Annotated in this window: 12 protein-coding genes and 17 tRNA genes; 27 read left to right on the plus strand and 2 right to left on the minus strand. The window is 52.4% G+C overall.

All coding sequences use genetic code 11. The features are described 5' to 3' along the window. Positions 1-10: 10 nt before the first annotated feature. The 17 genes from LKE23_RS00165 to LKE23_RS00245 all read left to right on the plus strand — a co-directional run bounded on the left by LKE23_RS00165 (position 11) and on the right by LKE23_RS00245 (position 1,485). Positions 11-83 (plus strand) — tRNA-Thr (locus LKE23_RS00165). A gap of 8 nt (positions 84-91) precedes the next feature. Continuing rightward, positions 92-163, plus strand: a tRNA-Gly gene (locus LKE23_RS00170). Between the two features lie 16 nt (positions 164-179). Further along, positions 180-265: transfer RNA gene (locus LKE23_RS00175), tRNA-Leu, on the plus strand. 5 nt (positions 266-270) lie between these two features. Then, positions 271-344, plus strand: a tRNA-Arg gene (locus tag LKE23_RS00180). A 6-nt stretch (positions 345-350) separates the two neighbouring features. Next, positions 351-424: transfer RNA gene (locus LKE23_RS00185), tRNA-Pro, on the plus strand. A gap of 33 nt (positions 425-457) precedes the next feature. Then, positions 458-531, plus strand: a tRNA-Met gene (locus tag LKE23_RS00190). Positions 532-548: 17 nt separating this feature from the next. Continuing rightward, positions 549-622, plus strand: a tRNA-Ile gene (locus tag LKE23_RS00195). Positions 623-653: 31 nt separating this feature from the next. Next, positions 654-741, plus strand: a tRNA-Ser gene (locus LKE23_RS00200). Positions 742-751: 10 nt separating this feature from the next. Then, a tRNA-Met gene (locus LKE23_RS00205) sits at positions 752-825 on the plus strand. Positions 826-832: 7 nt separating this feature from the next. Next, a tRNA-Asp gene (locus LKE23_RS00210) sits at positions 833-907 on the plus strand. Between the two features lie 5 nt (positions 908-912). Continuing rightward, positions 913-985: transfer RNA gene (locus LKE23_RS00215), tRNA-Phe, on the plus strand. 15 nt (positions 986-1,000) lie between these two features. Beyond that, a tRNA-Gly gene (locus tag LKE23_RS00220) sits at positions 1,001-1,071 on the plus strand. Between the two features lie 4 nt (positions 1,072-1,075). Further along, positions 1,076-1,150: transfer RNA gene (locus tag LKE23_RS00225), tRNA-Ile, on the plus strand. Between the two features lie 5 nt (positions 1,151-1,155). Next, positions 1,156-1,243: transfer RNA gene (locus LKE23_RS00230), tRNA-Ser, on the plus strand. A 7-nt stretch (positions 1,244-1,250) separates the two neighbouring features. Then, positions 1,251-1,322: transfer RNA gene (locus LKE23_RS00235), tRNA-Glu, on the plus strand. 10 nt (positions 1,323-1,332) lie between these two features. Then, a tRNA-Met gene (locus tag LKE23_RS00240) sits at positions 1,333-1,406 on the plus strand. A 4-nt stretch (positions 1,407-1,410) separates the two neighbouring features. Continuing rightward, positions 1,411-1,485, plus strand: a tRNA-Asp gene (locus tag LKE23_RS00245). An 89-nt stretch (positions 1,486-1,574) separates the two neighbouring features. Here the strand turns inward: LKE23_RS00245 and LKE23_RS00250 are convergent. Next, positions 1,575-2,069 carry an antibiotic biosynthesis monooxygenase gene (locus LKE23_RS00250; protein WP_291977443.1) on the minus strand — a complete coding sequence of 165 codons (495 nt, stop codon included), beginning with the start codon at positions 2,067-2,069 and terminating at the stop codon, positions 1,575-1,577. 217 nt (positions 2,070-2,286) lie between these two features. Here LKE23_RS00250 and spxA point away from each other — a divergent pair, with 217 nt between their 5' ends. The 4 genes from spxA (at position 2,287) to LKE23_RS00270 (ending at position 6,060) form a co-directional block, all read left to right on the plus strand. After that, positions 2,287-2,688 (plus strand): transcriptional regulator SpxA, encoded by a 402-nt coding sequence (gene spxA, locus LKE23_RS00255; protein WP_267202570.1) that lies wholly within the window; start codon positions 2,287-2,289, stop codon positions 2,686-2,688. A gap of 111 nt (positions 2,689-2,799) precedes the next feature. Continuing rightward, positions 2,800-3,501 carry an adaptor protein MecA gene (locus tag LKE23_RS00260; protein WP_291977444.1) on the plus strand — a complete coding sequence of 234 codons (702 nt, stop codon included), beginning with the start codon at positions 2,800-2,802 and terminating at the stop codon, positions 3,499-3,501. Between the two features lie 102 nt (positions 3,502-3,603). Continuing rightward, positions 3,604-4,656: a competence protein CoiA gene (locus tag LKE23_RS00265; RefSeq protein WP_291977445.1), complete on the plus strand. Its 1,053-nt coding sequence runs from the start codon at positions 3,604-3,606 to the stop codon at positions 4,654-4,656. A gap of 21 nt (positions 4,657-4,677) precedes the next feature. Then, the gene (locus LKE23_RS00270; RefSeq protein ID WP_291977446.1) at positions 4,678-6,060 is read left to right on the plus strand and encodes a C69 family dipeptidase; all 1,383 of its coding nucleotides are present in this window, start codon (positions 4,678-4,680) and stop codon (positions 6,058-6,060) included. Positions 6,061-6,099: 39 nt separating this feature from the next. On the opposite strand, the gene LKE23_RS00275 is transcribed toward LKE23_RS00270, so the two are convergent. Beyond that, a complete protein-coding gene (locus tag LKE23_RS00275) occupies positions 6,100-6,732 on the minus strand; it encodes a DsbA family protein (protein ID WP_291977447.1) in 633 nt (210 codons plus the stop codon). Positions 6,733-6,889: 157 nt separating this feature from the next. Here LKE23_RS00275 and LKE23_RS00280 point away from each other — a divergent pair, with 157 nt between their 5' ends. The 6 genes from LKE23_RS00280 to LKE23_RS00305 all read left to right on the plus strand — a co-directional run bounded on the left by LKE23_RS00280 (position 6,890) and on the right by LKE23_RS00305 (position 16,216). After that, positions 6,890-7,561 carry a GTP pyrophosphokinase gene (locus LKE23_RS00280; RefSeq protein WP_291977448.1) on the plus strand — a complete coding sequence of 224 codons (672 nt, stop codon included), beginning with the start codon at positions 6,890-6,892 and terminating at the stop codon, positions 7,559-7,561. Positions 7,562-7,565: 4 nt separating this feature from the next. Beyond that, positions 7,566-8,381, plus strand: coding sequence for an NAD kinase (locus LKE23_RS00285; RefSeq protein ID WP_291977450.1), 816 nt, complete (start codon positions 7,566-7,568; stop codon positions 8,379-8,381). Beyond that, a complete protein-coding gene (locus LKE23_RS00290) occupies positions 8,381-9,271 on the plus strand; it encodes an RluA family pseudouridine synthase (protein ID WP_291977451.1) in 891 nt (296 codons plus the stop codon). Before LKE23_RS00285 ends, LKE23_RS00290 begins: the two co-directional genes overlap by 1 nt. 220 nt (positions 9,272-9,491) lie before the next feature. After that, complete coding sequence (locus LKE23_RS00295) at positions 9,492-10,622, plus strand: IS30 family transposase (RefSeq protein WP_291976173.1); 1,131 nt, start codon at positions 9,492-9,494, stop codon at positions 10,620-10,622. A 531-nt stretch (positions 10,623-11,153) separates the two neighbouring features. Further along, entirely contained in the window at positions 11,154-13,889 is a 2,736-nt protein-coding gene (locus LKE23_RS00300; RefSeq protein ID WP_291977452.1) for a mucin-binding protein, read from the plus strand. Between the two features lie 26 nt (positions 13,890-13,915). Next, the gene (locus LKE23_RS00305) at positions 13,916-16,216 is read left to right on the plus strand and encodes a serine-rich glycoprotein adhesin (protein ID WP_291977454.1); all 2,301 of its coding nucleotides are present in this window, start codon (positions 13,916-13,918) and stop codon (positions 16,214-16,216) included. Positions 16,217-16,266: the final 50 nt, after the last annotated feature.

Below are 16,266 nucleotides of genomic sequence, written 5' to 3' on the forward strand. Positions count from 1 at the left end.
TGTTGTCCATGCCGACTTAGCTCAGTTGGCAGAGCATCTGTCTTGTAAACAGGGGGTCGGAGGTTCGAATCCTCTAGTCGGCACTTAGTATGCGGAAGTAGTTCAGTGGTAGAACATCACCTTGCCATGGTGGGGGTCGCGGGTTCGAATCCCGTCTTCCGCTTTGCCAATTCTATAATGCCGGGGTGGCGGAATTGGCAGACGCACGGGACTTAAAATCCCGCGGTTAGTGATAACCGTACCGGTTCGATCCCGGTCCTCGGCACTTATGCACCCATAGCGCAATTGGATAGAGTGTCTGACTACGAATCAGAAGGTTGAAGGTTCGACTCCTTCTGGGTGCACTTTTTCGGGAAATAGCTCAGCTTGGTAGAGCACCTGGTTTGGGACCAGGGGGTCGCAGGTTCGAATCCTGTTTTCCCGATTTACTAATAATAATTTAGTAACATTTTATTTTCGCGGTGTAGCTCAGCTGGCTAGAGCGTCCGGTTCATACCCGGGAGGTCGAGGGTTCGATCCCCCCCGCCGCGATTTAACCTGGCTGTTTTGGACCTTTAGCTCAGTTGGTTAGAGCAAGCGGCTCATAACCGCCCGGTCGTAGGTTCGAGTCCTACAAGGTCCATCAAAGCAATTTTTGGTGAATCAAACATCATGGAGGATTACCCAAGTGGCTGAAGGGGGCGGTCTTGAAAACCGCTAGGCCGTGAGAGCGACGCGAGGGTTCGAATCCCTCATCCTCCTCTTTTATTATCGCGGGGTAGAGCAGTCTGGTAGCTCGTCGGGCTCATAACCCGGAGGTCGTTGGTTCAAACCCAGCCCCCGCAATTTTTTTGGTCCGTTGGTCTAGTTGGTTTAGGACGCATCCCTGTCACGGATGAGATCACGAGTTCGAGTCTCGTACGGACCGTTGTTGGCTCGGTAGCTCAGTTGGTAGAGCAAGGGATTGAAGCTCCCTGTGTCGGCGGTTCGATTCCGTCCCGCGCCATTAGTTGAATAGAATGCGGGTATAGTTTAGTGGTAAAACCACAGCCTTCCAAGCTGTTGTCGCGAGTTCGATTCTCGTTACCCGCTTTATGGGCCTATAGCTCAGCTGGTTTAGAGCGCACGCCTGATAAGCGTGAGGTCGATGGTTCAAGTCCATTTAGGCCCATTTGTGGAGAATTACTCAAGTGGCTGAAGAGGCGCCCCTGCTAAGGGTGTAGGTCGGGAAACCGGCGCGAGAGTTCGAATCTCTCATTCTCCGCTTTTATGACCCGTTAGTCAAGTGGTTAAGACACCAGCCTTTCACGCTGGTATCGTGGGTTCAAATCCCGCACGGGTCACTTTTATTATCGCGGGGTAGAGCAGTCTGGTAGCTCGTCGGGCTCATAACCCGGAGGTCGTTGGTTCAAATCCAGCCCCCGCAATTTTGGTCCGTTGGTCTAGTTGGTTTAGGACGCATCCCTGTCACGGATGAGATCACGAGTTCGAGTCTCGTACGGACCGTCGTAGCAGATGAATACTTCATCTGCTTTTTGTTTACAAAAAAACCGTCAAGACATTGTGATCTTGGCGGTTTTTGCATTGGTAAATTTCTAGGCGATTGGACGGTAGATCTCGTCGTAGTAGTAATTGTCGGAGCCGACCGTCATGAAATTATCGAGGTCCTTGAAGGTGTCGCTCTCCCGCCATGCGGTCAGGTCCTCAAAATCGTTCCAGGCACTCAGCAGGACCAGCGTTGAGCTCTCGTTCCGGTTGGCAACGGACGTCATCAAAAAGCCGTTGGCAAATTCCGGGGCGTCGGTGACAATCTTGTCCAAAGTATTGTAGAGCAGCTGCTGCCGATCACCATTGACCTGGAATGACTGGTAGTAGAGGATGCCGTTGTGGTTGTCATTGAGTGATTCGTTTAAGACGGTTAAGGCAACTGGAGTCTTGAAAATCGTCTCCTTGCCGGAAAAGTCAAATAGTGCCAGCTTGTGACTGTGGGTGGAAGCTTGCATCAGTTTGAACTGCCGATCCGGATTCTTGTCGATAATGTCTTTCAAGATTTGGCGTGAACCAAAGGTAAAACTGATTTTAGTTAACACAGGTAATCCCTCCTCATAATAGAATGTCCCTTCATTCCTATTATAATACAGTTCCCCCGGAAAAATACACAAGTTGGCATAAATAGTTTAATAATTCACTTACAAAAAGTTAATAAAATTGGTCCGAACCCCTTTTATCACCCGCTAAAAAATAGTATAATACTAGGTGTATTGATGAATGTTGTTGTGAACGAAATCGAAGGAGGCTTTTTATTTAATGGTCACACTTTATACGTCTCCAAGTTGTACCTCTTGCCGCAAAGCGCGTGCTTGGTTGCAAGAACACAACATTCCATTCAAGGAACGGAACATTTTCTCTGATCCGTTATCGCTTGATGAAATTAAAAACATTTTACGAATGACCGAAGACGGAACCGAGGACATTATCTCCAAGCGATCCAAGGCTTACAAGCAGCTCCACGTTGACTTAAACGAGCTGCCGATGAAGAAGCTGTACGAATTGATCAGTGCTAATCCTGGTCTCTTGCGGCGGCCGATCATCATGGATGATAAGCGGCTCCAAGTTGGTTATAACGAAGATGAAATTCGGCGGTTCCTGCCACGGAAAGTCCGGGCTTACGAGCTGGCGGAGGCACAACGCAAAGCAGATTTAATCTAATTGTTTTGGGGAAGCGAGGTGCTTCTCCTTTTTATTTCCTTTACTTTTAAGTGAAAGGTTTTAGAATAGTAGTTAAGACTTCATTTCGAGCGAATCGAGGGGGTGCTGCCGATGGAAATGGAACACATCAATAAAAACACGATTCGCGTATTAATCGACAACGACGACCTCAGCGCACGGGGGATCACGATCCTCGACCTGCTGGGCAATCACCAGCAGATTGAGGATTTCTTTTATAGCATTCTGCGCGAGGTCGACACCGATCATCAGTTCCAAAATAACGACTCGGTGACTTTTCAGGTCATGCCGACCACGAACGGCCTGGAGCTCTTCATCAGCAAGAACGATCCCGATGAACCGGATGGCGGGCAGGCGGCCAACAATGAGCAGATTGCTCAGTACATTAAGCAGAACCTTGCTGCGCAACAGGCCACGGCCCAGCCGGCACCGGTGGAAGGAGGCAGTCAGCCAGAACCAATGATGCCAAATGACTCTCAATCACAGAGTACCGACCCCCACCAGCCCGCAACTTGGCGGGTGGTGGTCTTTGACCAGTTCGAGGACCTGGTCGACTTTGCCCACATCGCCGAGGACGACGACGTGGTGAGCGAGCTCTATAAGTACCAGGACAAGTACTTCCTGGCGATGAAGTACTATCAGCCCGTCGACAACGACAGCCTGGTCAAGGATAGCATGGCCCTGGCATACGAGTACGGCAGTCCGACCGTCGTGACGCCGATGTATCTGAGCGAGCACGGCAAGAAGCTGATGGCCGTCTCGGCCCTACACACGATTCGCCACTACTTTAATTAAGATTGCTATGTAACAACGAGGTTGGGTTAATTCTCAATCTCGCTTTTTTTATTTCTGAGAAATTGCCGATTCTTCCGTATTTAAACAGTAGGGGGGATCGTCATGTTAGTTGCACAAGGAAAAGCCGGCCTAGTCCTGGCAGCCGATGCCCGGGCCGGGGAATCGTATTGCTGCCCGGGCTGCCGGGAAACCGTCATCCTACGGCGGGGGCGATGCAAGATTGCCCACTTTGCTCACCGTCCCGGCAGCCATTGCCACCTGAGCGAGGGGGAGACCCCTGAACATTTGCTGGGCAAGACGCAGCTGCTGGAGTGGGCGCAGCGGCGTGGTTATCAGCCACGCCTGGAGGTCTACCTGCCGGCAATTGCCCAGCGCCCGGACCTGCTGCTGACGGTGGGAACGCGGTCGGTGGCCCTGGAATTCCAGTGCAGCCCACTCAGCCTGCGACGCCTGCGCGAGCGCAACGCCGGCTACCGGCAGCTGGGGATTCCGGTCCGCTGGCTTTTGGGCGCGCCCTACCGGCGAAACCTGCATTCGCAAAAGGTGGCCCAGTTCACCCAGCTGGTGGGTGGGGAAATGGGCCTGCTCTTTTGGAATACCACGAGGAGCTGCCCGGAGGTGGATCGGCACTTCGCCCGCTGCTCCCTCATTTCTGCTCAACGCCGTCGTCCCGAGGAGATCGTCCGTCTACAGATGAACCGGCTGGCCCGGCTGCAATACCAGCACCCAACGCCGGCAATTCAGGCACTGGCCTGTCGTTCCCCGGTCCTGCCGCTGGCAACCTGTCCGCTGATCTGTCATGATCTGGCACCAAGCTGGCCGCTGCTGGCAACGCCACCGATCCTGTGGCGGCTCGCCGTCGTCAAGGCGTTGATGGATTTATCGCCGTTTCACTTTTGGCCGCGGTCGGCCTGGTATGGCTGGCTGGAGCAGGCCGGTCCGCTGGAGTGGTTGGGTTACGGCTGCCTAAATGCTCGTCAGCTTCACGCCCGGTTCTTGCGCAATTTTACTGCCGAGCTCGTCGCCGCTGGAATCCTCGCTCCGGTCGCCACGGGCTGGGTTCTGCTGGCCCGCCCGCGGTGGTTTGCCAGCCCGGCAGAGAAGCTGGCAGTCGTTCGGCGGGGTGGGCTTTCGCCGCGTTTTGCATTAAAATAGAGCAAAAGGGGATGAGTATTAATGGAACACACCTGTACAACATTTTTAGCCGGCAAGAAGGCCACGATCGACGGCTCGACCATCGTCTGCCGGGAAGAGGACTACGGCAATGCCTTTGATCCGCAGCGCTTCGTCTTCGTCAAGCCAGCCGACCAGCCGCGCCACTACGAGAGCAAGACCACGGACTTCCAAATTGACCTGCCTGATGATCCGGTGGGCTACACCTCGACGCCCGATGCCGACAGCTCGGCCGGGGTCTTCGCGGCCGGCGGAATCAACCGGCACAACGTCTCGATGACCGGAACCGAGACGATCACCACTAACTCCCGAATCCTCGGGTTGGACCCGTACAACGACGAGAGCGGGATCGGCGAGGAGGACTTTGTGACCCTGGTCCTGCCGTACATCAAGACGGCGCGCCAGGGGGTCGAACGGCTCGGGGCCCTGCTGGAAAAGTACGGGACCTACGAGGCCAATGCCATCTCATTCGGTGACGCCGACGAGGTTTGGTACCTGGAGACAATCGGTGGTCACCACTGGGCAGCCGTCCGGATTCCCGACGACGCCTACGTGATCGCGCCTAACCGCCTGAACATCGCCGACTTTGACTTTGCCAGTGCGGATACGCTGAGCGACGCGGGCCTGCAGAGCTTTATTGACGACCACCAGCTGAACCCGTCGCTGGATGGGCACTACAACCTGCGGGAGATCTGCGGCAGCCAGACGGTCACCGATACCCGCTACAACAACCCGCGGGCCTGGTACGTTCAGCAGCAGCTGAGCGGGGACAGCGGTCACCAGCCGACCGACCAGGACTTGCCATTCATTTGTCACGCCCGGCACAAGCTGACGATCGAGGAGATCAAGGACCTGATGTCCTCGCACTTCCAAAACACCGCCTTTGATCCTTATGAGCAGGCGAGTGGGCACGGTCCTTACCGGTCAATCGCCCTCAACCGGAACCTGGAGCTGCACATCCTCCAGATCCGCAACGGGGTCGCACCCGAAGTGGCTGCCGTTCACTGGCTGGCCTTTGGACCCAACGCCTTCAACACGGTGGTGCCATTCTTTGCTAACGTCACCGACACGCCGGCACGCTGGCGGGACACGACGACCAAGTACTCGGTCGAGCAGATGTACTGGCTGTCGCACACGATTGCCGCCATCGGTGATCAGCACTACGACGCCGCCCGGGGCAAGGTTGAGCACTTTGCCCAGCAGGTGGTCGCAACCGGCCGGCACCTCCAGGCGGTTGCCGATCAGGAAGCCGGCAGTCAGCAGGACGTTGCTGCCTACCTGACCGGGATCAACCAGCAGATGGCCGACGCCGCCTACCAGGAGGCCGTGGCCCTGTTGGGGGACCTGGTCAAGATCGCCTTTGGCACGGCCAAGTTGCAATTCTAATTCAAGCAAAAAATAAAACGCCAGCGCGATGCTGACGTTTTACTTTTGGATAATTTTAAGTGCCGGACGGTGGAACTGGGCGGCGAACTGCTTGGCGCTCTGGCCCTTGTCCAGGCGGTTCTGTTCGTACATCTGGATCAGGGTCTCGTAGTCAAAGTGCGGGATCAAGAAGCCGTAGTCGGTCTGGTCGGTGTCGAACACGACCGCCGTGGCCGTCTCACTGACCCCCAGCTCGGCTGCCACCCGCTGGTCCTGCCGGAAGGCGTCGTGGGCCAGCTTGGACTGGCGGTCTTCGAGGAACATCTCCAGGTCCAGGCCAGAGCTCTCGGCGGCTTTTTTGACCAGTTCGAGTGAATAGTTGACGTCATGCTGGATGATGGCGGTTTGCAAATGGAGCAGGTAGCGCCGGCCACGCTTGCGTCCCTGGAAGAGGGCGGCCTTGTAGTCGAGGATTACCTGCAGGATGGTGTCGGCCACCTGTTGCCGGGCCTTCAGGCTATGCGGATCAAAGTCGTACAGGCGCAGTGTGTCGTCAATCGTGTTCATGTTGAATAACGGAACGAACTGGTAGTTAATTTTGGTATTCAATTCTCGATCAACCCTCAAGACGTCATTTTCGCAGCGGAAACAACGCATCCCAACGGGGTTAACAAATAAATGAATCTCAAGCATTAATTGCTCCTCCGATCAGTTTGAACTTCAAACTCATTTTGTAAACAGTATTATTGTGACAAAAATCCCGGGACTTGTAAAGTAAACCGCTTTGGCGACGACCAGCAGATTAAAGTATGCTAAAATAATATGCAGATTTAACAGGAGGCTTTGAAGAATGATTGAAAATTGGCAGCATTTCTTATTGCCATATCAACAGGCCGTCAACGAGTTAAAAGTTAAGCTGCGGGGGATGCGCAAGCAGTATCAGGAACAGGGCGAACACTCACCGATCGAGTTCGTCACCGGCCGGGTCAAGCCCGTCGACAGCATCAAGGAGAAGATGGTTCGCCGTCACGTGCAGGAGGACCGGCTGGAGCAGGACATGCAAGACATCGCCGGGCTGCGGATCATGTGCCAGTTCGTCGAGGACATCTACGTCGTGGTCGATCAGTTGCGCCAGCGCAGCGACATGACGATCCTGGAAGAGCGGGATTACGTCACCAACGTCAAGCCCAGCGGCTACCGCTCCTACCACATCGTGATCGAGTACCCGGTCCAGCTGGTGACGGGGGAGAAGAAGATCCTGGCCGAAATCCAGATCCGGACCCTGGCGATGAACTTCTGGGCCACGATTGAGCACTCGCTGAACTACAAGTACCAGGGGGCCTTTCCCCAGGAGCTGTCGGCCCGGCTGCAGCGTGCTGCCGAGGCGGCCTTTAAGCTCGATAACGAGATGTCAGAAATCAGGGAGGAGATCAAGGAGGCCCAGACGCTGTTCTCGCAGCGCACGCCAACGAGCCTGCCGACCGATTCCCAACACGAAGACCATACAAATGAGGAAGATTGATTAAATGAAGGTAGCAATTTATAACAACGAAACGGCGGAATCCCAGCGGGTTACCAAGCTGCTCAAGGCGGAGATGGACAAGGCTGGCTTAGTCTATGACGCCAAGCAGCCCGAGGTCGTCATCACCATCGGCGGCGACGGGACCCTCCTGTCGGCCTTCCACCACTACCAAGCCCAGCTGGACAAGATCCGCTTCGTCGGCATCCACACCGGTCACCTTGGTTTCTACACCGACTGGCGAAACTTCGAAATCGACGACCTGGTCGACAGCCTGGTCAAGGACAGCGGCCAGTCCGTCTCCTATCCACTGCTCGACATGAAGGCGGTCTACTCGGACGGCACGACCGACCACTTCATCGCCTTAAACGAATCGACCATCCGCAACATCACCAAGACGATGGTTTGCGATGTCTACATTAATAACCAGCTCTTTGAAAACTTCCGGGGGGATGGGCTCTGCATCTCCACGCCGACCGGCTCGACGGCCTACAACAAGTCGGTCGGTGGGGCGATCATGGACCCGCACAGCGTCGGCTTCCAGCTGGCGGAAATGGCGTCCTTGAACAACCGCGTCTTCCGGACCCTGGGCTCACCGATCATCTTCGGGGCGGACACCAAGCTGATGCTGCGGCTGCGCGACGTCAACGGCCACGTGATGACCTGTGACCGCGACCAATTGATGCTGAAGAACAAGCCGGGGCAGCGCTACTTGATGGAGCTGGCCTACCAGGTCTCCAAACAGCGGATCTACTTTGCCCGCTACCGGCACAACAACTTCTGGAACCGGGTCAAGGACTCCTTCATCGGGGAGACCAAGTAATGGAATTTTCCTGGACCTACCAAAAAGACGTGCCCCGCAAGCTGCGGTCGGCCCTGCGAATGGAAGGGGTGACCAGCACCCTGATGAAGGTGGCGATCTACCACGGCGGCAAGATGCTGATCAACGGCGAAGAGAAGTGGGCGGTCGACATGGTGCAGCCGGGCGACCGCTTCAGCCTGGTCCTGCCGGCCGAGGCGGGGAACCCCGCCGTGGAAGCCTACCCGGCACCAATCACGATCGTCTATGAGGACCGGGACTTTCTGGTGCTCAACAAGCCGGCCGGGGTGGCCACCGTTCCGGCCCACAACGTCGAAGTGGCCGATAGCCTGGTCAACCGGGTCAAGTACTACTACCAACAGCAAAACTACGAGAACCAGGTCATTCACGTGGCGACGCGGCTGGACAAGGACACCAGCGGCCTGGTCGTCTTTCCTAAGCACCGCTTCGCCCACGCCGTCCTCGACCGCCAGCTCAAACACCACGAGGTCAAGAAAAACTACCTGGCCCTGGTGAACGGGCGCGTGCGGACCGGTCACGGCTACATCGACGCGCCCATTCAGCGGGATCCCGAATCGTTCGTCCAGCGGATGGTCGGGCCCGCCGGCAAGGCCTCGGTGACCGAGTACTGGACCCAGTGGACGAGTGAGCGGGCCTCGCTGGTACGAGTGCGCCTCCATACCGGGCGGACCCACCAGATCCGGGTCCACTTCGCCTACCTGGGCCACCCGCTGCTCGGGGATGACATGTACGGACAGAACTCGCCGGTGATCGCCCGCCAGGCCCTGCATTGCTACTGGCTGCAATTCTACAGTCCATTTAAGCAGGACAATATCACCCTGGAGGCACCGCTGCCGGATGATTTTCGCGCGGCAATGAACCAATTACAATAGATACTGATCTAATGAAGCAAACAGCTCCAGTCTTCGGACGGGGCTGTTTTTTTGTTTCCGGATCATTTATTAAATGGTGAAACGTTTATCTGAATTTATTTTTCGGTAGATTATAGAATGAAGTTAGCCACCCAGTTGGTGGTAAATAAAAAACGCCATTCGGCGTGACATCAGGTATCATATTAAGTGAACCAAACCTATATGAAAGGATGTCCGTCAAATGACGCACTTAAATGATACCATGTCTACTATTTTATTGACTACTCATAAAAAGAATGCTCATCTTACTAAAGAAGAACGTGTGATGATTGCGACTTTAAAGTCGCAAGGACTTTCCAATCGCGCAATTGGTCGCCAATTAGGAGTTAATCATCAAACAATTAATAACGAGCTCAACCGTGGTACGGTCCGCCAACTTCGTCGTCAAAAATCTAATGGTAAGATTTACGAATATTCTTACTACATCTATAGTTATGAAGCTGGTCAGGCCACATATCTTGAACATCACCGCCATTCTGGTCGTCGTCGCTTATATTATTCTTCAAAGCAATTTTTACGATTAGCTGATCAGCTAATGCTTGGTGAGTTTGACGACCACCATTACTCCCCACAAGCGGTTATTTATAAGGCTCGAGATTTAATGAATGATGGCACCCTGATCCCAAAGTCGGTTGTAACTTTATATCAATGGATTAATGAGGGTGTGCTTCGTACGTCCAATTTAGACCTCTTTGAAAAACCTAAACGTAAGCATCATCAAACTCATCCGCAAGCTAAAAGGTGCTTAGGGCCTAATATTGCTCAACGACCTCAAACTGCGGACCAACGGTCCGAAATTGGCCATTGGGAACTGGATACAGTTCAGGGACAGAAAAACGGTAATGACAGTGTTGTACTAGTAATGACTGATCGCCTTTCACGAGTTAATATCACGAGTAAAATTGCTGGTAAAACTGCGCATGCAGTAAATCAGTTCTTTATAAATTTGCGCCAGAAAATGGGCACAGATGCTTACTATCGCATTTTTAAGACAATAACCTCTGACAACGGTTCAGAATTTAGTGAGTTAACACAAGTTCACGATCATGTTTTCTATGCTGATCCGTATTCCCCTTGGGAACGTGGATCCAATGAGATCAATAACCGGTTTCTCCGCAAGGAGATTACCAAAGGTGAAGCTATAAATAACTATAGTAGTGCTCAGATCATAGCGACTAATGATTGGATGAATCACTATCCACGAGCTATGTTTAATGGACATTCGTCAATGGATATCTATCGTAAGGCCTTCTACCAAGAGATATCACAGCTCCATCAACCAATAATCAATTGGTCAGTATTATTTATTTGAGTCCAGTGGCTAACTTATTCTTGAAATTTAGGGAATTTATTTTTCTATAAAAACGGCATTTTTTGCACAAAAAGATCAAAAGTTCTGAAAGCTATTAGGGTGATAAACTGAAAACCGTTTTCTTATTTATAAGAATTAAACCGATTAACGTATGTCGAAAAAAGCATAAATTATAATAAAAAAGTTTTTTTGCTTCAAAATTAATTTAACTATTGAAAAAATTATAGACTTGTGCTTGCTGTCATGAAACCAAATACTTATAACGACTCTAAAAAGGCGTTAAACCGGGGCTGAAATAAGCGGACCATTATTGAACTAGCTTCACAAAGTAGGCAATTTCAGTGAAAGTCACCCGAATAAAATAATCGAACGCCGCTCTTTTGTAACATAGTTGTCAAAAAGGTGTTTAATCATTATCGATAAGTGTTAGAATAGAACTGATTATAAAAAAATATATAAAGCAATTATTCAAAAACGACTTTCGCTTGGAGCCATTATTTATTTAGCTAACGATAATTGGGAGGCAGCATTATGTCAGAAGATCACGTTAAAGAACTAAATCAAGATAAGGATGAACAGAAGAAACTTCAACACCGTAACATCAAGCGGCTTGGCGTTGGAGCTGCTTCCGTTATTTTAGGGACGTCCTTCTACTTAGGGGGAACGGCAAACGCGGATACCAATGCCGACCAAGCAGCCAACACTAATAACCAGGATCCAGATACCAACCAAAACACTCAGGCAACGGCTGATCAGATGGATACCAACAAGGCCCTCCAAACTGGAACGACCACGGTTACTTTGAACCACAATCAAGCGCAAGAAACCGCACCGGTTGCCGATGATGCTTATCAGGTGACGAGCACGCCAACGGCAACGGTAACTGACGGGGCCCAGCCGAGTGATTCAGGGAACGTTCAGCTGCACGCCGATCTGTCACTGGATTCCAGCAAGATTAAGGCCGGCAACTACATCGACTTTAAGATGGGGGCACCAACGGCCGACGGCAAATACGCCAACTACAGTTCCGTGACGGCGGATGACATTCCGGTCACGATCAACAACGTTCAGGTTGGTGAGATTACCTCACAGGGTGACGGTGGCTACGCATACTACCGGCTGCAGTTCAACAACAACATCACCACGATCAAGAACCCGAAGATCAGCGTTAACCTGGTTTGGAAGAGTCTGATTCAGAAGGGCCTGACCCTTAACGCTTACAGTCACAACAAGTCACTGACGACCTACAAGCCGCAGGATGACATCGTAATTGGGAGCCACACTTACACCTCCGGGATTTCCATTCCAGTCACCTACGTTTCGCCAACTGGTTCTCAAGTGCAGGACCACGAGACGACTGAAGTAAAGGCCGGCAACGTTGGGACCTCCCACGTTTGGACGACCAACACCGACGGCAGCCAGTCACTGAGCGTGCGGGACATGACCACGGCCGTTGAGGTTGCTTTAGGTGATAAGCTTTCCAACAACGTTGACATCACGGTTGAAACTCCAGTTCAGACCGGGATCACCACTACTTGGAAGACCACCGATGAGGTCCGCCAACAGATTGTCGACATTCTAAAGAAGAGTCTGGAGAGCGCGAAGATCACCAACCTGCTCCGTGATGGTCAGGTCGGGATCAGCATCGAAACCACTAACCCGGATGTTCCCGAGGTTACGGTAACGTCAGCTGACCCGACGAAAACCAATGAACCGGGCACCTTGGTTAACAGCAAGACCTACCACATCGTGATCAACACCGACCAGCCAATCAAGTTGGGTGGCCAGACAATCGATCTGGCGGAGGTCACGGTCGACAAGAGCTACCTGACCCAGCCGAGTGACACCACCACCTACGACCAGGACATGGCAAACTACAAGGTTTACACCTCCGAGAATCAGGTTGGTGGCAACCAAACCGGAATCGTGTACCGGGGATGGCTGGCTAACGGTTCCTACCTGGGGACGAGCTTAGCAAACAAGGATATGCAGAATTACCTGACCAATCACTTCGCTGCCTGGGTTGCCATCAAGGATAATGGCAATACGGCTAATAACAACGGGGATGACGGCTACGTCAACCTCGGTGGCAGCACGCAGGATTGGGGGGACGTCAACTTCGTCATGCAGATCCGTTCCTACAATGCAAACAACGGATCCGATGCTAAGAACAGCAGTAACGGGAGTGGTGACCAAAACGTGACGACCTCAAAGATTACAGTTACTTATATTGATACGACGACCGGCAAGGTGCTCTCAACGGTCACCAAGGAAGGAAAAGAAAACGATGATTCTGGTTACAGCACCACCAACGATATCAATAACTTCAAGGCTCAGCACTACATCCTGATCAGCGATGACACGAACGGCAAGGAGCTGACCTTCCAGAATGAAGACAAGGCCTACACGGTTCACTTAGGACACGAAACCCAGACGGTCAACGATTCCAAGAAGGTCACGGAGACCATCCACTACGTCTTCACCGACGGAACCAGTGCCGCAACGGACTACCAAGCAACGCCGGTTAGCTTCAGCCGAACGGGCCAGAAGGACATGGTCACGAACGAGACCAATTGGAACGCCTGGGAACCAGATCAGGCAACCTTCCCAGCGGTAACCTCACCAACGGTTGATGGCTACACGCCAGACCAAGCTGAAGTAGCGGCCAAGACCGTCAATGCTACCGATGACACCAACCAGGTGCTGGTGGTTGTGAAGTACACAAAGAACGCGCAGACATCCGACCAGCCGACGAGTCAACCGACAAGCCAACCAACGAGTCAGCCTACCAGCCAGCCGACTAATCAGCCGACAAGCCAACCAACGAGTCAGCCTACTAGCCAGCCGACTAATCAGCCAACGAGTCAACCGACGAATCCGAACCAGCCGACGAGTGCTAGCGAGCCGGATCACAGCCTTAACACGGGTACGACGGTGATCGACCCGAGTCAGGTAATTGATCCGCGGAACCTCAACCACCGGACGACCACCACAACGAATGGTGGGGGCGCAACCTACAGTCAACCAGTTACGACGACCAGCACCAACACGCAGGGAGCTACGACTGGCAACTCCGCATCCGGCAGCTATCAATGGGTCACCGAAGCGGTTAAAGTACCGAACAGCTCCAGCAACCAGAATAGCGAATTGCCACAAACCGGGAACGCAAACAACAAGCAATCAAGGAACATCTTCTTAATTATCTTGGAAGCCTTCCTCGCATTATTGGGAATCTCACTTGGTGGGAAAAAGAAGCAAGATAATTAGTTCTATTTGTGGGGGGTAAATAGAGTATGCTGAGAAAAAATAATAAAAAAATAGCCAAGGAGGATGAAAGCAGCAAAGTTCGGCTTTATAAGACTCACCAAGGTTGGGTGAGTTCCTTAAGTCGTTACATGCGGCTGCTCCTGCTTGACAAGGATCGTCAGGTGACGACAGATGAAGTGCAAGCCGACCCGGATGCCTTAAGCAAACGGATGGACGACACAACTGGCTCCTACATGAAAGGACTGGCTGCCTTAACGACCATCCTGGGGGCCGGGGTGGCTGGAGTGCCCGTCGACGCGATGGCCGATGCCCAGACCCAGCAGACGATGCAGGGGGCACAGACCGGCAGCGAGATCGGGTCCACTTCGGTCAGCCAGAGCTATTCACCGGCAACTGCTAGTACCCAGAAGAGTACAACAATTGCTAATAGCCAGACGAGCATTAATTCACAAAATATTCAGTATTCAGCTTCGGCACGGCGTTACCAGCAACAAACGACTGTTTCCGTGCAGAGTACGCAGGTAGTTTCCTCGTACCAGCAAAACAGTCAGGTGGTTCCGTCAACGCGGAGCCAGGCGGTTGTCTCCAACCAGACTAACAGTCAGGCAAGCCAAAACACCGTTGCCTCAAACGAAAATAGTCAAGCAGCCGAGAACAACGTCAATACCTTTACTGTTAACAGCTTCGGTAGTGACGACGCGGCTGCCTTTAATGCGCAATTATTCACGATTCAGCAGGGCGAATTCAACGCCAACCTCTTCGGCAACATGTTATTTGCTGCTGGGACACCGGCTTACAACGCCAGCCTGAGTCAATCTTATTCAATCGCTCAAGAAGAGTCTGAACACACCATCTTCAGTAACTCCGCTGTCCACATCGGCAGTGGGGCTACCAGTGCTTCGACCAGTCAGACGAGTCAGTCAAGCCAGGCGTCCAACACGACCTCTGAGAGCACTGCCTCTAATACCCAATCTCAATCTACTACTCAGTCCACAACTACTAATGAGTCCCAAGCCATTAGTAGTTCTTTGAGCAACTCCTGGAGTGTTAGTCAGCAGACTTCTCAGGTCATCAGCCAGGCAATCAGCCAGGGTCAAAGTGAAGCTATGAGTACGGTTGCTAGTCAATCGACCAGTACCTCTACTTCCGGCTCCCAGAGCTTGAGTGGTTCCATCGCTGAATCCCAGAGCATCTCAATTAGTTTGAGTGGTTCCGAGTCCTTAAGCGTGGTTACCAGTATCAGCACGTCAATCAACGCTTCATACAGCACCTCCACGAGTGCTTCCTATAGCACGAGTGCATTGCTGAGCGACTCTTACTCGGCTTCTACCAGTAGTTCCTATAGCAATAGTTCAGTCCTGAGTGCTTCCTACAGCACGAGCCTGAGCACCAGCTACAGCTACAGCGGTTCCCTGAGCGGCTCCTACAGTGCTTCACTCAGCACTTCTTACAGCTTTAGCGGCTCACTGAGTTCATCATATTCAACTTCAACTAGCGCCTCTTACAGTGTAAGTGCCTCGATTAGTGCTTCGACTAATAGTTTAAGCGCTTCAATCAGTAGCTCTTACAGCACGAGTTTAAGTGCTAGCTACAGTGTAAGCGGCTCAGTTAGTGGATCTTACAGTGCATCACTCAGCCTTTCATACAGCCTGAGCGCATCATTGAGCGTTTCAACTAATAGTTTAAGTCTTTCGATTAGTGGATCTTACAGCACGAGCTTAAGTGCTAGTTACAGTTCCAGTGCATCACTCAGTTCCAGCTACAGCTTATCAACGAGCGCTTCACAGTCCGCTGCAAGCAACTCCCTGAGTTCTAGCTACAGTGCCAGCTCCAGTCTGAGTGCTTCCTACAGCGCATCAACGAGTGTTTCGCAGTCTGTCGCAAGCAACTCGCTGAGCAATAGTTACAGTGCTAGTTCCAGTCTGAGTGCTTCCTACAGCGCTTCGACCTCCGTTTCCTACAGTCAAAGTGCTTCGCTCAGCCAGTCCTTCAGCATGTCACTGGTTGGCTCTTATAGCCAGAGCGTATCACTCAGTCAATCATTCAGTATGTCCTTGGTTGGTTCCTACAGCCAAAGCGTTTCACTTAGTCAATCATTCAGCATGTCGCTGGTCGGCTCATACAGTCAAAGTGTATCTGTCAGCCAGTCCTTTAGCATGTCCTTGGTTGCTTCCTACAGTGCTAGTTCCTCAACCAGCCTGAGCACCAGCTACAGCTTCAGTGGTAGCCTGAGCAGCTCCTACAGCGCATCCAGCTCCCTGAGTTCTTCATACTCCCTGAGTGCCAGCGTGATGCTGAGTAACTCTTACAGCGCCAGCGCAGCCTGAGTGCTTCCTACAGTGCCAGTCTGAGTGGTTCTTACAGTGCATCCAGCTCC

Source organism: Limosilactobacillus sp., assembly GCF_022482365.1.
In the GTDB taxonomy this organism is placed as follows: Bacteria; Bacillota; Bacilli; order Lactobacillales; family Lactobacillaceae; genus Limosilactobacillus.